Source organism: Pseudomonas graminis (assembly GCF_001705435.1).
Classification (GTDB): domain Bacteria; phylum Pseudomonadota; class Gammaproteobacteria; order Pseudomonadales; family Pseudomonadaceae; genus Aquipseudomonas; species Aquipseudomonas graminis_B.
Genome location: NZ_MDEN01000066.1, coordinates 73,392 through 90,481, shown reverse-complemented (window position 1 = coordinate 90,481; position 17,090 = coordinate 73,392). Strand labels below are relative to the sequence as shown.

The window sequence follows — 17,090 nt, the reverse complement described above, 5'->3', positions numbered from 1 at the left end:
GCATGATCACGGTTGAAAAACTGACCAAGCAATTCAAGGGCAACGAAGTGCTCAAGGGCATCGACCTGAAGGTCGAGCCTGGCGAGGTGGTGGCGATCATCGGCCCAAGCGGGTCGGGCAAAACCACTTTGTTGCGCTGCCTGAACCTGCTGGAAGTGCCCACGAGCGGCAGCATTGTCGTGGGCGACATCAAAGTCGATTTGAGCCGTCCGCTGAGCCAGCAACAGGGACTGATCCGGCAACTGCGCCAGCATGTCGGGTTCGTCTTCCAGAACTTCAATCTGTTCCCCCATCGCACGGCGCTGGAAAACGTCATCGAAGGCCCGACCGTGGTCAAGAAGATGCCGCGCGAGCAGGCCATTGAGCTGGGCCGCGCGCTGCTGGCGAAAGTCGGCCTCGCGGGGAAAGAGGACGCTTATCCGCGTCGGCTGTCTGGCGGCCAACAACAGCGGGTGGCGATTGCCCGTGCGCTGGCCATGGAGCCTGAAGTCATTCTGTTCGATGAACCGACGTCTGCGCTCGATCCCGAGCTGGTGGGCGAGGTGCTGAATACGATTCACGCCCTGGCGCTGGAGAAACGCACGATGGTGATCGTGACCCACGAAATGAGCTTCGCGCGGGACGTCGCCAACCGGGTGATTTTCATCGACAAGGGCGTCATCGTTGAACAGGGTGAGGCGAAAGCGCTGTTTGCCAATCCCAAAGAAGAACGCACAAGGCAGTTTCTTGAGCGCAGCAGGAACTAGTCCGACACGATATGTGTTCAAAACGGCGCCAACAGGCGCCGTTTTCTTTGTCGTTCATATTTAGAAAAGCGTTGATCCACTAAAAGTCTTACTGTTTCGACGCTGGCTAACCGCCGCACATCTATCTATTTTTTCTATATGTACAGCCCTCACTCTCTCCGCTTCCCCGCAACGTTGATTGACCATTTCTCCGCCCACAAATAACTGCCGCTGACACTTTTCATCCACTCGCTGGCTGTCAAAGGCGGCACGCCCGGCCGCTCAGGTAGGACCGGAGTCGTAACTCCCTCCCATAAGCAACGCCCGAGTGTAGGAAACTTCTGCATTTGTCTCTCACAGACTTTAAAAACTTAAATGCCGTTGACACAAACACCGCAACACAATTAGCTGAAATCGCTCCGTGTTTATTTTCTTTCCCAAACGGCAACTCACCAATTGCCACCGTTTGTAATGTTTGCCATGCCTGCGCATCCCGGCGTGTACTAGTGCCAGTCGTTTCCACGTTGCAGTTGCGATGAATTAACTACCTGACTTGCCTTGACCCAGGCACACATTCGAAGAGTATTAAAAAATGATCCATACCCCTGTATTGACTCAGTCTTTCAAGTTGATGGCCCCGTATCTCCCACAGTCGAACAAGCACGGGATTGGCGCCCTTGCGGCGGCCGATCTGCAGGTACACATTGACCCCTGGCCAGAAATGGACTGTGGTGACTTGATCGAATTGTTTTGGGGAGGTTGTTATGCCGCGTCAAAACTTTTATCGGAGTCCGACATCGGGCATACATCCGTCCTACATGTACCCGAAAGTTTTCTTCGAAGCGGAAAAGTTAAAACCTACTATCGCGTTACCAAAATTGGCAGCGAACCCATTAAGTCTCCTGGCGCCAAACTGTGGGTCAAACTGGAGACTCCCGGCGGTCAATTGGTCAGCGGCGAGGGCGATGAGAATCAGGGGCTGGCACCAGTGACCTTCGCAGAGTTGGTCATGCACGACGGTTTGACGGCGCGCCATTTCGATGAGGGCGTGCAGCTCACCCTCGACGCCTATCCCAACATGGATGCCTACGACGAGATCACCCTGCGCTGGGGCGACCTGCGTTTGGACTTGCCACCCCTCACTCAGGATGACGTCGGCCGGCCTATCGTTGTTGAAATACCGGCAGAGCTGGTGCGCGAGACCGGCGATGATCCCCATCTGGAGGTGAGCTACTGCGTGATTGACCGGGTCGGCAACAACTCGCGCTGGGCGCCGGCACGGCTGATCAAGGTATCGACCGACGTGACCGATGGGGCCGAAGTTTGATATCGACCCTGCCCAGAACGTTGTCGCGGCGCACCTTCTGCGCGCTGCGACACGTGTGCTGCCCGCCACATGCCCGCCACATGGCGTCCTGCAATGCCAACCACTCCACAGATCCGCAGAGGAGAAGAAAGCTCCCACACCATCTGCATCAGCGTCCTACAAATTCCTCCCTCGTCCAGCGAAGACTGACTGCTAGGCTGCGGTGAAACCCTTCACGAGGTGTTCGCCATGCCCTGCAGACATATCGTCAAGTACATGATTCTGGCGCTGGCTTTCGGCTCATGCCTGACCTACACCCAAGCCACGGCGTTGGGGACGGCCGCCGCCATTTCGCCTTCTATGCTTATGCCTAAATGTGAGTTTATTTAATGTTTATACACGCTTAGGGTATATGCACCGGACCACCGGACCATCGTCAATTTTCCCGCCGCCATCGCGGTATTGATTCGAGGTTCGAATGGTCAAGCACAACGACCCCAGTGCTCGCACTCGAGAAGGTCACCACCATGACTGATCTGAACGCCCTTTCTGTCCAGCACACCCTGGACGTGGCTTCTCCCCTGCTTCCTGCCAACGTATTGCGTAAAGACGCCGACGCCATTGCCGCGGCCCATGAACTGGCCGCGATCGTGCGCCCCAATGCCGCTACGCGAGACCGCGAGCGGCAACTGCCCTGGTCGGAAATCGAACTGTTTACCCGCAGCGGTCTGGGCAGCATCTCGGTGCCGCGCGCGTACGGCGGGCCCCAAGTGTCATTCGTCACAGTGGCCGAGGTTTTCGCCATCCTCTCGGCAGCCGACCCTGCCGTGGGCCAGATTCCACAGAACCACTTCGGCATCCTCTACTCGCTGACGGGCAGCGCCACGGAGGCTCAGAAGGAAACCCTGTTCGCCAGCATCCTGGGCGGCGCACGCATCGGCAACGGCGGCCCCGAGCGAGGAACCAAAAACACCCTCGACGTGCGAACCCGACTGACTGCGGACGGTGATCATTATTTGCTCAACGGCCGCAAGTTCTACTCGACGGGCGCGCTGTTCGCCCACTGGGTGGCGGTCAAGGCCATCAATGACGACGGCAAACAGGTGCTGGTGTTCGTGCCACGCGGAACGCCGGGGCTGCACATCATCGATGATTGGTCCGGCTTCGGTCAGCGCACCACCGCCAGCGGCAGCGTGCTGCTGGAAAACGTGCGCGTGAGTGGCGAGCTGGTTGTGGATAACTGGAAGCTCGGCCTGTCGCCGAACATTCAGGGCGCGGTTTCGCAGCTGATTCAGGCGGCCATCGATGCAGGCATTGCCCGGGAAGCCATCGACGAAAGCATCCGTTTTGTGCGCGAGCGTTCACGACCATGGATCGACGCCAATGTGGCGCGCGCCAGTGACGATCCCTATGTGATCGCCGACATCGGCAAGTTAAAGCTCGAACTGCACGCCGCCGAAGCGCTGTTGCGCAAGGCCGGTCGCGTGCTCGATGACATTGCCGCCGCACCCATCGACGAACACTCAGCGGCGCGGGCGTCCATCGTGGTCGCCGGAGCCAAGGTGCTGACCACTCAGATCGCCCTGCTCGCCAGTGAAAAACTGTTCGAGCTGTCGGGCAGTCGCGCGACGTTGGCTGAATTCAATCTGGATCGGCACTGGCGCAACGCGCGGGTTCATACCCTCCATGACCCGGTGCGCTGGAAGGTGCACGCCGTCGGCGCCTGGCACCTGAACGGCACCCTGCCTGCCCGTCATTCCTGGATATAACCAGACCACTGGAAGCACACCTATGAGCCTTCAAACCTTGCCGCGTGACACGCAGGCGACCGCCGTGACCGCGATCATTCGTGACGACGCCGAGGCACTGCGCATCGCCCGCACGCTGGCGGAAGATTTCAAACAACAGAGCGCTACGCGTGATCGCGAACGGCGTCTGCCCCATCAGGAACTGGAAGCGTTTTCCCGCTCCGGACTGTGGGGCATCAGCGTGCCGAAGGCCTTCGGCGGCGCAGGCGTTTCCAATGTCACCCTGGCCGACGTCATTCGGATCATCTCTGCCGCCGACGCCTCCCTGGGGCAAATTCCACAGAACCACTTCTACGCGCTGGAAGTGCTGCGGGTGAATGGCAGCCCGGCGCAGCAGGCGCGGCTGTATGCAGAGGTCCTTGCCGGTCAGCGCTTCGGCAACGCGCTGGCCGAACTGGGCACCAAAACCGCCCACGACCGCACCACCCGCCTGAGCCGCGACGGCAACGGCTGGCGCATCAACGGCCGTAAGTTCTACGCCACCGGCGCTCTTTACGCCCAACGCATACCGACCTCGGTGGTCGATGACCACGGCGTGCAGCAGCTGGCATTCGTGCCGGCGAATGCCGCGGGGCTGAGCGTGATCGACGACTGGAGCGGGTTCGGGCAGCGCACCACGGGCAGCGGCTCGGTGGTGTTCGATAACGTGTACGTCGAAGCCGATGACGTGGTGCCTTTTCAGACGGCGTTTGAGCGCCCGACCACCGTGGGCCCGCTGGCGCAGATTCTCCATGCCGCCATCGACACCGGCATCGCTCGCGCGGCCTTTGAAGACGCGCTGCATTTCGTGCGCACCCGCACCCGGCCATGGATCGACTCCGGCATAGAAAAAGCCGTCGATGATCCGCTGACGCTGCACAGCTTCGGCAGGCTCGGCATTCGTCTGCACGCCGCCGAAGCCCTGCTTGAACGTTCAGGGGAATACCTTGATCGCGCACAGGCCGAGACCACGCCCGAAACGCTGGCCCAGGCATCGATTGCGGTGGCGGAAGCGCGGGCGATCAGCACTGAGATCTCACTGGATGCCGGCAGCACGTTGTTCGAACTCGCCGGTTCCCAGGCCACGCTGGCGGAGCACGGCCTTGACCGGCACTGGCGCAACGCGCGGGTTCACACGCTGCACGACCCGGTGCGCTGGAAGTATCACGCCATCGGCAATTACTACCTCAGTGACGTCAAGCCGCCACGCCGGGGGACGATCTGATGAGCAAGAAAAAGATCCTGCTCAACGCGTTCAACATGAACTGCATTGGCCACATCAATCACGGCTTCTGGACACACCCGCGGGACACGTCCACCCAGTACAAGACCCTGGAATACTGGACAGATCTGGCGCAGTTGCTGGAGCGCGGGCTGTTCGACGGTTTGTTCATCGCGGACATCGTCGGGGTCTACGACGTCTATCAGAAGTCGGTGGACGTGACGCTGAAGGAGTCGATCCAGTTGCCAGTGAATGATCCGTTGCTGCTGGTATCGGCCATGGCCGCGGTCACGAAAAACCTCGGCTTCGGCCTGACCGCCAACCTCACCTACGAGGCGCCGTATCTGTTCGCCCGGCGCATGTCGACGCTGGATCACCTCACCCGCGGACGCGTGGGCTGGAACATCGTCACCGGGTATCTGGACAGCGCCGCACGCGCGATGGGCCTGACCGAGCAGATCGAACACGACCGCCGCTACGACCAGGCCGATGAGTACCTGGAGGTTTTGTACAAGCTGTGGGAAGGCAGTTGGGAGGACGACGCTGTGATCGAGGACCGTCAGGCGCGCATTTATGCCCAGCCTGCAAAGGTCCACCCCGTGCGGCACAGCGGCGAGTTCTATCAGGTGGAGGGTTATCACTTGTGCGAGCCGTCGCCGCAGCGCACGCCGGTGTTGTTTCAGGCGGGCAGTTCCGACCGCGGTTTGCAGTTTGCCGGCAGCAACGCCGAGTGCGTGTTTATCAGCGGGCAGAACAAACCCGCGACCCGCGAACAGGTCGACAAGGTCCGCGCCAGTGCCGTGGCCGCCGGGCGCAATCCCGATGACATCAAGGTGTTCATGGGCCTCAACGTGATCGTCGGCGCCACCGAAGAAGCGGCGCGGGCCAAGCATGCGGAGTACCGGTCTTACGCCAGCGCGGAGGCCGGGCTCGCCCATTTTGCCGCGTCCACCGGCATCGACTTCGCCGACTACGCGCTCGACGAGCCGATCCAGCACGTGAAAGGCAATGCCATTCAGTCAGCGACGAAGATCCTCAAGAACAACGACTGGACCCGCCAGAAGTTGCTCGATCAGCACGCCCTGGGCGGCCGTTACCTCACGCTGATTGGCTCGCCCGAGCAGGTCGCCGACGAGCTGGAATCGTGGATTGCCGAAACCGGTCTGGACGGCTTCAACCTCACCCGCATCGTCACCCCGGAGAGCTACGAGGATTTCATAGATCTGGTGATCCCCGAGCTGCAACGACGGGGTTCGTACAAGACCGCGTACGAACACGGCACCTTGCGCGAGAAGTTATTTGAAGGCGACGCGCGACTGCCGGATCGCCACGCAGGGGCGAGCTACAGAACGCGCCGCAACGTGTAGGAGCGCGCTTGGTCTGGGCCGCATCCGGACGAAGACGGCTTCACAGACACCCAAGTATTCAAACCAGACCACTGACCCGGATTACCACCCATGACCAAAACCCTCCTCACCCTCGCGCTGTCCCTGGGCCTGTTTACCGGGATCACCCACGCCGCTGATCAACCGCTCAAAGTCGGTACCACGGCGGCGTTCGCCATACCGCTGGAAGCCGCCGCGGCCGAAGCCGAGAAGCAGGGCCTGAAGGTCGACCTGGTGGAATTCACCGACTGGATCGCGCCCAATGTCAGCCTCAACGCCGGCGATATCGACGTTAACTACTTCCAGCACATTCCGTTTCTGGAGAACGCAAAAGCAGCGTCCGGCTTCGATCTGGTGCCCTACGCGCCGGGCATCATCAACAACGTCGGGCTGTATTCGAAGCAGTACAAAAGCTTCGATGAGCTGCCAACCGGTGCGACTGTGGCGATCGCCAACGACCCGATCAATAGCGGACGCGGTCTGCAACTGCTGGCCAAGGCCGGCCTGATTACCCTGAAACCGGGCGTGGGTTACAAGGCCACCGAAGACGACATCACCGCCAATCCGAAGAAGATCAAGCTGATCCAGGTCGAAGCCGTGCAACTGGTGCGCGCTTATGACGATGCCGATCTGGTGCAGGGCTACCCGGCCTACATCCGTTTGTCGAAGACCTTCGATGCTGGCTCGGCGATCCTGTTCGACGGCCTCGACCACCCGGAATACGTGATTCAGTTCGTCATCAAACCGGACCACAAGGATGATCCGCGTCTGGCCAAGTTCATCGATATCTATCAGCACTCGCCCGTCGTGCGCGCCTCGCTGGATAAGGTCAATGGCTCGCTGTATCAAGTTGGCTGGAAGAACTGACCATGACCGCATCCGCGCAACGCGCTTTGACGCTTGAGGGTGCTGAGGCTCCCCATGCCGCCGAGCAAGCCGAACTCCATCCGCAGAAGCAACACGCCCATGTGCGTTTCATTAATCTGGGCAAGGTCTATGAAGGTCCGCAAGGGCCGGTGCCGGCGCTTCAGGGCATCGACCTGGATATCCAGCGCGGTGAGGTGTTCGGCATCATCGGCCGCAGCGGCGCAGGTAAGTCGTCGCTGATCCGCACCATCAATCGTCTGGAGAAACCCAGCAGCGGCCGCGTGCTGATCGATCAAGTGGACATCGGCGACTTCAACGAAGACACGCTGGTGGCGCTGCGCCGACGCATCGGCATGATCTTTCAGCATTTCAATCTGATGTCGGCCAAGACTGTGTGGCAGAACGTCGAATTGCCGCTCAAGGTCGCGGGCGTGCCGAAGGCGCAGCGTCAGCGCAAAGTCGCCGAGCTGCTGGCGTTGGTCGGGCTGGAGGGCAAGCACAAGGCTTATCCGGCGCAGTTGTCGGGTGGGCAGAAGCAGCGCGTCGGCATTGCCCGGGCATTGGTGCATGATCCGGCGATTCTGCTGTGCGACGAGGCGACTTCGGCACTCGACCCGGAGACCACGCAATCGATTCTCGGCCTGCTGCGTGAGATCAACCGGCGCCTGGGGCTGACGATCATTTTGATCACCCACGAGATGGCGGTGATCCGGGAGATCTGTGACCGGGTGGTGGTGCTGGAAAAAGGTCAGGTTGTCGAGCAAGGCCCGGTCTGGCAGGTGTTCGGCAACCCGCAGCATGAGGTGAGCAAGACGCTGCTGGCGCCGCTGCAACAGGCGCTGCCGGAGGATGTTCAAGCGCGCTTGCAGCCGCACCCTTCCGATCATCACGCCAGCGTTGTGCTGGATCTGCAGTTCACCGGCAGCGACGGCAAGGAGCCTGATCTGTCGGCGTTGTTCAGCGCCTTTGGCGGGCGGGTGAGCCTGCTGCATGGCGGCGTCGAACGCATTCAAGGGCGTGCGCTGGGTCATCTGCTGCTGGCGGTGAGTCATTCGCCACTGTCGGCGGAAGAATTGCTCAATCGCGCCCGCAAACACGCGCAGCAGGCGGAGGTACTGGGTTATGTGGCTTGATCGTCTTTGGCAGGGCGTCATCGATACCTTCCTGATGGTCGGCGTGTCGTCGGTGATCGCGTTGATGCTGGGCATTCCACTGGCGGTGATTCTGGTGACCAGCGGCAAGGGCGGGATCTTTGAAGCGCCCACTGTGAACCGGGTGCTGGGCGCGTTTGTGAACATTTTCCGTTCGGTGCCGTTCCTGATTCTGATGGTCGCGCTGATCCCGTTCACGCGGCTGATCGTCGGCACGACCTATGGCGTGTGGGCGGCGGTGGTGCCGCTGACCATTGCGTCGACGCCGTTCTTCGCGCGCATTGCGGAAGTCAGCTTGCGCGAGGTGGACCACGGTCTGGTCGAAGCCGCACAAGCGATGGGTTGTCGCCGCTGGCACATCGTCTGGCACGTGCTGCTGCCCGAAGCGCTGCCGGGCATCGTTGGGGGATTCACCATCACCCTCGTGACGATGATCAATTCATCGGCCATGGCGGGCGCGATTGGCGCCGGAGGGTTGGGCGACATCGCTTATCGCTACGGTTATCAGCGGTTTGACACCCAAGTGATGCTCACCGTGATCGTGTTGCTGGTGATATTGGTGGCGGTGATCCAGTTGGGCGGGGATCGATTGGCGTTGCGGCTGAACAAGCGCTGATCGAAGGGTGCTTTCCCTGCAGGACGGGCTTTAGCCGGGAAAGCGCCAGGCGTCACACTGCAAAATGGATGGCGCTGACACGGGGCCTCTTCCCGGCTGAAGCCGGTCCTACTATTGGCATGGGTTCATTCAGTAGGACTGGCTTTAGCCGGGAAAGCGCCAGGCGTCACACTGCAAAGTTGATGGCGCTGCCACGGGCCTTTTCCCGACTGAAGCCGGTCCCACTAACAGCATGCGCTCATTCAGTGGGACTGGATTTGGCCGATCCCACTATTGGCATGGGTTCATTCAGTAGGACCGGCTTTAGCCGGGAATGCGTCGGGTGCGACACTGCAAAATTGATGGCGCTGCCACGGGCCTCTTCCCGGCTGAAGCCGGTCCTACTATTGGGATGCAGTGGGACTGGATTTGGCCGGTCCTACTATTGGCACGGGTTCATTCAGTAGGACCGGCTTTAGCCGGGAATGCGTCGGGTGCGACACTGCAAAATTAATGGCGCTGACACGGGCCCTTTCCCGGATGAAGCCGGTCCTACGGACGGCGTACAGTCCCGCCAGGAGATTGCAATTCGCGAGCGGGGTATATTGGCGGCCTTATTTGCCCAGACACCCGCCCCATGAAACTCGACTCAGAAGACCTCGCCCAGATCACCGCCACTACCCTCGGCAATTACAACGAGGTCGCCGAGGGCTTTCGCGAAGGGACCCGCGACCATGATGTGAGCCAGAACATCGACGCGCTGCTGCGCAATATCACTGGCCCGGCGCCGTTTCAGATTCTCGATTTTGGCTGCGGGCCAGGCCGTGACCTGCAAACCTTCACCGCCATGGGCCACATCGCCACCGGCCTGGACGGCTCCGAACGTTTCGCCGACATGGCCCGTGTCGACAGCGGCTGCGACGTGCTTCATCAGAACTTCCTTGAGCTGAACCTCCCGACTGAACGTTTCGACGGCATCTTCGCCAACGCTTCGCTGTTCCACGTCCCTCGTCAGGAGTTGCCTCGGGTGCTGCGCGAATTGCACGCCGCGTTGAAGCCCGGCGGCGTGCTGTTCAGCTCCAATCCCCGGGGCGACAATCAGGAAGGCTGGAAAGGCGAGCGCTATGGCGCGTTTCATGACCTGGCGTCATGGACCGGACTGCTGACCGAAGCCGGATTCACCGAGGTCGAGCACTACTATCGACCTGCTGGATTACCCAGGGATCAGCAACCCTGGCTGGCGAGTGTCTGGCGCAGAATCTGACGACTCGCCATCGTCCAGGTTTTCGAAGGGGTGACTGGACTGTCACTTCTGACAGTAGCCCGCCCCGTTCCTCAAGCACACACTGAGCTCGCGCCACTGGCGTCCGCCGCGGTCAGGGTGCTGGATGAGCACAGGCCGCCAATCACAGATCAGCAAGGGAATGACGATGGACAATCTTTTGATAAATGGCGACTTCAGCACCGGTGAACTGGCGCCTTGGACCGGTACGTCCGGCGAGGGGACATGGACTATCAAAAAAGACCCCGCGGGTCACTACATCCAGTTAACAAAGGCAGCCGGCCTGTCCCAGTCCATTACGGGGGAAAGCTATAAACCCACAGCTCTGACATTCGAAGTGCGGGCCGGCGAAATCGTAAAACCTGGCGACTTGGTGGTGTTTAGTTATGGGGTGTTGGTGGATGTGGCTGGAGGTGCGGAATCGTTCGGAGATATTTCCGGAGCCACTGAAGAGTGGAAGCCCGTCGTACTCAAGATTGACCGCAAAGCAACGCCCGGAACAAAGGTGACCGTACAGGTCCATACCGCCTCTGATCCGCAGACGTTGAAAGCGCAGGCCGGACAGGTGCACTTCAGAAATTTCCGACTGATCTGATAGCACGCGTCCTGGCATAGACCGTCAATAAAAGGCTGACGTTTTGCGGTGTGCCGCATGATGCCATCCCGGCTAAAGCCAGCCCCACTGGGTGCGTGCATCGCTCCAGTGGGACTGGCTGGCTTGCGCCTTAACCAAACCTGTCAATGCGCGGGAGAGGAGGCGCCGTCGTCCGCACCGTCTTCACGGCGGTGTTGCTCTTCCTGCTGGCGTTCCTGATGCTTGCGCCGCTCCTCGTCACTCGGCTCCTTGATCTTGTACCAGGCCACGTACAGCGCTGGCAGGAACAGCAACGTCAACAGAGTCGCGATGATGATCCCGCCGATCATCGCGTAGGCCATCGGCCCCCAGAACACTTCGCGGGCGATGGGAATCATGCCCAGGCTTGCCGCCGCAGCGGTCAGGAGGATCGGACGACGACGGTGTTCAGTCGCCTCCGCCACTGCGTCCCATGGCAGATAGCCGGCCACTTCATACTCATGAATCTGCGTCACCAGAATGACCGAGTTACGGATGATGATGCCGATCAGCGCCAGAATCCCGAGGATTGCCACAAACCCCATCGGCGTCCCGGTCGGCACCAGCGCGAGCACAACGCCGATCAATCCCAACGGCGCAACGCTGGCGACGATGAACATCTTCTGCACGCTGTGCAGCTGAATCATCAGGAACGTGGCCATCAGGAAGATCATCAACGGCACGACCTTGGCGATCGGCCCCTGCGCCTTGCCGCTCTCCTCCACCGTGCCGCCCGTGGCGACCTTGTAGCCCACCGGCAAACCGGCGGCGAATTTGTCGATCTCGGGCTTGAGTTCCTTGACCAGGTCAGTCGGCTGCATGTCGTCGCTCACGGCGGCCTTGAGCGTGATCGTCGGTTTGCGATCGCGACGCCACACCAGCGGCTGTTCCAATTCGTAGCGCACATTGGCGAAGGCCAGCAGCGGAATCGACGTGCCTTGGGGCGTGACGATCTGCAGGTTCTGCAGGGTTTCCGGTGACCCTCGCTCGGCATCCACCGCGCGACCAACGACGTTGATCAGGTAGATGTCATCGCGCACCTGGGTCACCGCCGAGCCGGTTACGACGCTGTTCATCAACTGCGCAACGTCCTCGGACGACAAGCCCAGCTGCCGCGCCTTGTCCTGGTTGATGTCGATGCGCAGGACTTTGCCGGGCTCATTCCAGTCGTAGATCATCTCGCCGATGTGCTGGTTTTTGTCCAACAGCGTGGCGAGTTCGATGGCGTGCTGGCGCACTTCATCAATGTTCTCGCCGCTGACCCGGTACTGGATCGGACGACCCACCGGCGGCCCCATTTCCAGCGCCTGCACATAAGTGCCGATGCCGACGAAGTCATCACGCAAGCGTTTTTGCAAGCGCTCGGTCAACGCGCCGCGCTCTTCCAGCCCTTTGCTGACGATCACCAACTGCGCGTAGTACGGGTTCTCCAGCTGCTGATCCAGCGGCAGGTAGAAACGCACCGCGCCTTCGCCAATGTAAGTGCTCCAGCTGACGATGTCCGGATCGTCCTTGAGGGTCGCCTCGAGCTTGTCCACTGCGCGGCGGGTCTCGTTGATCGACGCGTTCTGCGGCAGGTTGAGGTCGACCAGAATCTCGGGCCGGTCCGATGACGGGAAGAACTGGTTTTGCACGAAGCGCATGCAGAACAGCGAGGTGGCGAACAGCAAAATCGTGATGATGATGGTCAGCCAGCGATGGCGCATGGCCCAGAACATCGAGCCGTTGAACGCCCGTGCGATGCGACCGGGCTTGGCGTTCTCATCGTGCTTCTTTACGTTTTCGCTGAGGATGTGCACGCCGATCACCGGCGCGAACAGCACGGCAACGACCCACGACACCAGCATGGCGACGGCAATCACTGCGAACAGCGTAAAGGTGTATTCACCTGCCGAACTGGCGTTCAGGCCGATCGGCACGAAGCCCGCGACCGTCACCAGCGTACCGGTGAGCATCGGGAAGGCCGTCGAGGTGTAGGCGTAGGTCGCGGCCTGGGCTTTGGTCTCACCTTTTTCAAGGCGTGACACCATCATCTCCACGGTAATCATCGCGTCATCGACCAACAGGCCGAGGGCAATGATCAACGCGCCCAACGAAATACGCTGCATGGTGATGCCGCTGTATTCCATGAACACGAAGACCATCGCCAGCACCAGCGGGATCGAGCAGGCAACCACAAGCCCCGCACGCATGCCGAGGCTGATGAAGCTCACGATCAGTACGATCACCACCGCCTCGAACAGCGCGCTGGTGAAACCACCGACGGCTTTCTCTACCACTTGCGCCTGATCGGACACCACGTGCACGCCCACGCCAATCGGCAGGTCGGCGGTCGCGGCGCTCATGCGTTCGTGCAACTGCTTGCCGAACTCCTGAACGTTGCCGCCCTTCTTCATGGCGATGGCCAGGCCGATGGCGGTCTTGCCGTCGAAGCGGAACAGCGGCTTGGGCGGATCCACGTAGCCGCGGGTAATTTCGGCGATGTCGCTCAAGCGATAGAAGCGATCGTTGAGGCGCAGGTTGACGTTTTCCAGGTCTTTTTCCGACGCGAACTGGCCGGAGGTGCGCACTGATATGCGCTCAGGACCCGCCTCGATGACCCCGGCAGGCGTCACGGTGTTTTGCGATTGCAGGCTTTGCACGACCTGACGTTGATCCAGCCCCAGGGCGGCCAGCTTGCGGGTGGAGAAGTTCAGGTAGAGCACTTCGTCCTGCTCGCCGATCATCTCGACTTTGCCCAGACCCGGCACGTCGCGGATCTGGACGCGCACTTGCTCCACGTAGTCGCGCAGCTGGCGCAGGGTCAGGCCGTCGGAGGTAAAGGCGTAAATCGAACCGTAGACGTCGCCGAATTCATCGTTGAACGCCGGGCCTTGAATCCCCTGGGGAAATTGCCCGCGAATATCGTCGATCTTCTTGCGCACCTGGTACCAGATGTCAGGAATGGCCTCCGCGCTGGTGGTGTCGCGCAGGTAAACCATAACAGTGGACTCGCCCGGCCGGGTGTAGCTCTTCACGTAGTCGAGGGAGTCGAGTTCTTCGAGCTTTTTCTCGATGCGGTCGGTCACCTGCTCAAGGGTTTCATCCACGGTCGCGCCCGGCCAGCGGGTTTGTATGACCATGGTCTTGATGGTGAACGAAGGGTCTTCTTCGCGTCCCAGGTTCATGTAGGAAAACACGCCCATCAGCAGGCCGACGAACATCAGGTACCAGACAAAAGACTGATGCTTGATCGCCCAATCGGAGAGGTTGAACGTCCCTTTCATCGTGGGCTTTCCTTATCGACTTTGATTTTCTGCCCCGGCTTGAGGCTGTTGACGCCGGCGGTCACAATGCGATCGCCATCGTTGACGCCACCGGCCAGTACCACGGAATCATCACTGCGGCTGACGACCGTGACGACGCGTGGGGAAACCGTTTGATTCTGCGTGTCGATTACCCAGATCTGCGTTTTGCCATCCACTTCCTGCACGGAGGTGGCGGGCAGCTCGATGCGCGGTTTGATCGCCGAGCTCAGGGTCACGCTGATCGCTGTGCCCAAGCGGAAGGCCGACGGCGTTTCTGCCAGGGTCAAACGTGCGCGACGGGTGCGCGTGGTGCTTTCGGCCTGGGGTTCGAGTTCTCGCACGGTCGCGGTGGTGTTGATCTCTGGCTCCAACTGGCTGGCGACTGTGAAGACGACGTCGCTGGGCAGTTGATCACTCAATTGCGCCGGCAGGTCAATGACTGCCTCCTTGATGTCCGGGCGCGCCAGTGTCACCACCTGCTCACCTGCGCTGACCACCTGGCCGGCCTCGACTTTCCATTCGGTGACGACGGCATCGTGATCGGCGCGCAGCTCGCTGTAGCTCAACTGGTCCTTGGCCTGTTGCGTCGCGGCCTTGGCCTGGTCGTAGGAAGACTGGGTGGTTTTCAGGTCGGTGACGGCGACATCCAGCGCAGCCTGGGCGCCGACGCCGCGATCAAACAGCTCGTGCTGCCGACGGGCGTTGGCTTGGGCGTTGATTAACTGGGCTTCGACCCGGGCCAGATCGCCCTGGGTCGAGCGCACCTGGTTCTGTTGGTCCGTCGGGTCGAGCACCGCGAGCATGTCGCCCTTCTTGACCTGTGCGCCGACATCGACACTGCGCTGGGCAATGCGGCCGGAGACGCGAAAACCCAGAGTGCTTTCATAGCGTGCGGCAATGTTGCCGGCGAAACGACCGAGGCTTTCCTGCGCCTGGGGCTTCACTTCGATGAACAGCACCGGCCGAACAGGCTCCGGCGGCGGCTCTTCCTTGCTGCAGGCGCTCAACAGCAGCCCGGTCAATATGATTCCCGGCAGGCGCTTCATGGCTTGTCTCCTGTCGGTTGTTTGGAGGGATCGGGGTACACGTCGGCGAGTTCGACCTGCATGTCGGGGTGCAATAATTGGTTGCCGGCAACGACCACTTTTTCACCGTTCTTCAAACCGTCGACGATGATCACTTTGCCCGTCAGGTAGCGCCCAACCGTGACGCCGCGCAGGCTTACCTTGTTGTCACCGTCAACCACCCAAACGGCAGGCTTGCCGAGCTGATCGCCCAAGCCCTTGGTGAGGGCCGACCACGGCAGTTCGACGCTGGTCCTGGCCGGCACGCTCAGGGCGGCACTGACCACCGAACCCAAGTCCATGCCCGGCGGCAGCGAGCTGAGTGCGATCTTCACTTGCAGCGTGCCCGTCTGCGCTGACACGGCTGGCGTGACTTCACGGACTTTACCGACGGCCTTGACCTTGGGGTTGTCCAGCAACGTGACTTCAACCGGCTGGTCGGTGGGCGGGTTAACGAACAGCGATTCGTAAACGTTGAACACCGCATCGCGCTCACCGTCACGGGCCAGACTGAAGATCGGTGCCGTCGGTTGCACGACCTGACCGACTTCGGCCTGCCGCGCGGTGATGATCCCCGGCGCGTCGGCGATCAAGGCGGTGTAACTCAGTTGCTCGCGGGCGTTGGCCAGTTGCGCCTGGGCGGCTTTGAGCGCGCTCTGGCTGCCGCGCAATTGCGCCTGGGCCGAATCGTATTCACTGCGACTGGTGTAGCCCTTGGGCAGCAGTTTTTCCTGACGCACGAAGGCGGCGGAGGTCTGTTTCACGCGCGCCTGCTCGGCGGCAACGGCAGCGATGGCGGAGTCGACGTTGGTTTGCAGGTCTTTAGGGTCGAGTTTGGCCAGCACTTGCTTGGCCGACACCCGATCGCCGACATCGACCGAACGCTGAATGATCTTGCCGCCCACCCGGAACGAAAGCTGCGTCTGCACCCGCGCCTGCACGTCCCCGGTCAGTGCCACGTCCGCAGCGAAATCGACCGTCTTGACCTCCTGCGCCTGCACGCGTGCGCGCACGGGCTCCTGGGGCTTTTCCTTGCCACAGCCGGCGAGAACGGCCAGGCACAGACCGATGGAAATAACGGTCAGACGACCACGAAAAAGAGGGGGTTGGGCGGGCATGCAAGCTCCTTGTGCCAAGCCATTACGACACCGCGCCGCCGAACGCCGTTGCGATGTGGTCATGCGACTGTGAGCGTAGATCAGGGTTCCTTGGGGTAAGGAACTCTGCCGGGCTCTAGGTCGCACGCCAATTTACGCTAGAGCGCGCCTGTTCGCGATGGGGGCGGATCTATGACATCGATGTTGGCAGACACACCGCCTTCGCGAGCAAGCTCGCTCTCATGAACATGACAACGCCGCAGCTCTGCCTGCGGACACTGCTTAAAGGGTGCTTAAAGGGGACTGATTTATTTACAACTCCACCGTAAATTAATCTGTCCCCGCGCTAGCAGTCTGCCGCAGGCATTTTGAGTTACTGAGTCTTGCCAACGCTTCGCGTCACATCCCCCCAAGCCCAAGGCGCCCCGGCAAGAGCAGATGCCGGCTTTTGGATTACCGCACTCGGGGACAGATTAATTTACGGAGAAGCGCTGTAAATAAATCAGTCCCCGTTTAACCCACCGCCTTCGCGAGCAAGCCCACTCCCACAGGGGTTGTGTTTGACGCGAAACAGCGCGTCGTCTGGACGACGGGATATCTCACAAGTTCGCTGCGTCCCAAACATCTGGCTCGCACGCAAATCCCCTGTAGGAGCAATCGGAGGTTACGACGGTCGCGAAGGCGGTGTAACTGGCACACCGCCTTCCTA

13 protein-coding genes are annotated in these 17,090 nt (G+C 60.8%); 10 read left to right on the top strand and 3 right to left on the bottom strand.

Annotated features, from left to right (window positions below; translation table 11 throughout):
• The first annotated feature begins 2 nt into the window (after positions 1-2).
• The 10 genes from tcyN (at position 3) to BBI10_RS18715 (ending at position 10,915) form a co-directional block, all read left to right on the top strand.
• Entirely contained in the window at positions 3-746 is a 744-nt protein-coding gene (tcyN, locus tag BBI10_RS18760; RefSeq protein WP_065991020.1) for an L-cystine ABC transporter ATP-binding protein TcyN, read from the top strand.
• Positions 747-1,317: 571 nt separating this feature from the next.
• Positions 1,318-2,052: a hypothetical protein gene (locus tag BBI10_RS18755; RefSeq protein WP_065991018.1), complete on the top strand. Its 735-nt coding sequence runs from the start codon at positions 1,318-1,320 to the stop codon at positions 2,050-2,052.
• Between the two features lie 506 nt (positions 2,053-2,558).
• Positions 2,559-3,800, top strand: coding sequence for an SfnB family sulfur acquisition oxidoreductase (locus BBI10_RS18750; protein ID WP_065991373.1), 1,242 nt, complete (start codon positions 2,559-2,561; stop codon positions 3,798-3,800).
• 37 nt (positions 3,801-3,837) lie between these two features.
• Positions 3,838-5,043, top strand: coding sequence for an SfnB family sulfur acquisition oxidoreductase (locus BBI10_RS18745; protein WP_208600764.1), 1,206 nt, complete (start codon positions 3,838-3,840; stop codon positions 5,041-5,043).
• The gene (locus BBI10_RS18740) at positions 5,043-6,407 is read left to right on the top strand and encodes an LLM class flavin-dependent oxidoreductase (protein ID WP_065991015.1); all 1,365 of its coding nucleotides are present in this window, start codon (positions 5,043-5,045) and stop codon (positions 6,405-6,407) included. Before BBI10_RS18745 ends, BBI10_RS18740 begins: the two co-directional genes overlap by 1 nt.
• 90 nt (positions 6,408-6,497) lie before the next feature.
• Positions 6,498-7,292: a MetQ/NlpA family ABC transporter substrate-binding protein gene (locus tag BBI10_RS18735; protein ID WP_065991014.1), complete on the top strand. Its 795-nt coding sequence runs from the start codon at positions 6,498-6,500 to the stop codon at positions 7,290-7,292.
• Positions 7,293-7,294: 2 nt separating this feature from the next.
• Complete coding sequence (locus BBI10_RS18730) at positions 7,295-8,425, top strand: methionine ABC transporter ATP-binding protein (RefSeq protein ID WP_065991013.1); 1,131 nt, start codon at positions 7,295-7,297, stop codon at positions 8,423-8,425.
• Positions 8,415-9,059, top strand: a complete 645-nt coding sequence (locus BBI10_RS18725) for a methionine ABC transporter permease (RefSeq protein ID WP_065991011.1) — start codon at positions 8,415-8,417, stop codon at positions 9,057-9,059. Before BBI10_RS18730 ends, BBI10_RS18725 begins: the two co-directional genes overlap by 11 nt.
• A 616-nt stretch (positions 9,060-9,675) precedes the next feature.
• The gene (locus BBI10_RS18720; RefSeq protein ID WP_065991009.1) at positions 9,676-10,302 is read left to right on the top strand and encodes a class I SAM-dependent methyltransferase; all 627 of its coding nucleotides are present in this window, start codon (positions 9,676-9,678) and stop codon (positions 10,300-10,302) included.
• Positions 10,303-10,468: 166 nt separating this feature from the next.
• Positions 10,469-10,915: a hypothetical protein gene (locus tag BBI10_RS18715; protein WP_065991007.1), complete on the top strand. Its 447-nt coding sequence runs from the start codon at positions 10,469-10,471 to the stop codon at positions 10,913-10,915.
• A 143-nt stretch (positions 10,916-11,058) separates the two neighbouring features.
• On the opposite strand, the gene BBI10_RS18710 is transcribed toward BBI10_RS18715, so the two are convergent.
• The 3 genes from BBI10_RS18710 to BBI10_RS18700 are packed head-to-tail and all read right to left on the bottom strand — an operon-like array spanning position 11,059 to position 16,402.
• Positions 11,059-14,199, bottom strand: coding sequence for an efflux RND transporter permease subunit (locus tag BBI10_RS18710; protein WP_065991004.1), 3,141 nt, complete (start codon positions 14,197-14,199; stop codon positions 11,059-11,061).
• Complete coding sequence (locus BBI10_RS18705) at positions 14,196-15,266, bottom strand: efflux RND transporter periplasmic adaptor subunit (protein ID WP_065991001.1); 1,071 nt, start codon at positions 15,264-15,266, stop codon at positions 14,196-14,198. Before BBI10_RS18705 ends, BBI10_RS18710 begins: the two co-directional genes overlap by 4 nt.
• The gene (locus BBI10_RS18700; RefSeq protein WP_083233183.1) at positions 15,263-16,402 is read right to left on the bottom strand and encodes an efflux RND transporter periplasmic adaptor subunit; all 1,140 of its coding nucleotides are present in this window, start codon (positions 16,400-16,402) and stop codon (positions 15,263-15,265) included. Before BBI10_RS18700 ends, BBI10_RS18705 begins: the two co-directional genes overlap by 4 nt.
• Between the last annotated feature and the right edge of the window lie 688 nt (positions 16,403-17,090).

Bases quoted from the DNA above. Each gene is read 5' to 3' on its own strand.
- tcyN (WP_065991020.1), top strand. From the start codon at position 3: ATGATCACGGTTGAAAAACTGACCAAGCAATTCAAGGGCAACGAAGTG.
- BBI10_RS18755 (WP_065991018.1), top strand. From the start codon at position 1,318: ATGATCCATACCCCTGTATTGACTCAGTCTTTCAAGTTGATGGCCCCG.
- BBI10_RS18750 (WP_065991373.1), top strand. From the start codon at position 2,559: ATGACTGATCTGAACGCCCTTTCTGTCCAGCACACCCTGGACGTGGCT.
- BBI10_RS18740 (WP_065991015.1), top strand. From the start codon at position 5,043: ATGAGCAAGAAAAAGATCCTGCTCAACGCGTTCAACATGAACTGCATT.
- BBI10_RS18735 (WP_065991014.1), top strand. From the start codon at position 6,498: ATGACCAAAACCCTCCTCACCCTCGCGCTGTCCCTGGGCCTGTTTACC.
- BBI10_RS18730 (WP_065991013.1), top strand. From the start codon at position 7,295: ATGACCGCATCCGCGCAACGCGCTTTGACGCTTGAGGGTGCTGAGGCT.
- BBI10_RS18725 (WP_065991011.1), top strand. From the start codon at position 8,415: ATGTGGCTTGATCGTCTTTGGCAGGGCGTCATCGATACCTTCCTGATG.
- BBI10_RS18720 (WP_065991009.1), top strand. From the start codon at position 9,676: ATGAAACTCGACTCAGAAGACCTCGCCCAGATCACCGCCACTACCCTC.
- BBI10_RS18715 (WP_065991007.1), top strand. From the start codon at position 10,469: ATGGACAATCTTTTGATAAATGGCGACTTCAGCACCGGTGAACTGGCG.
- BBI10_RS18710 (WP_065991004.1), bottom strand. From the start codon at position 14,199: ATGAAAGGGACGTTCAACCTCTCCGATTGGGCGATCAAGCATCAGTCT.
- BBI10_RS18705 (WP_065991001.1), bottom strand. From the start codon at position 15,266: ATGAAGCGCCTGCCGGGAATCATATTGACCGGGCTGCTGTTGAGCGCC.
- BBI10_RS18700 (WP_083233183.1), bottom strand. From the start codon at position 16,402: ATGCCCGCCCAACCCCCTCTTTTTCGTGGTCGTCTGACCGTTATTTCC.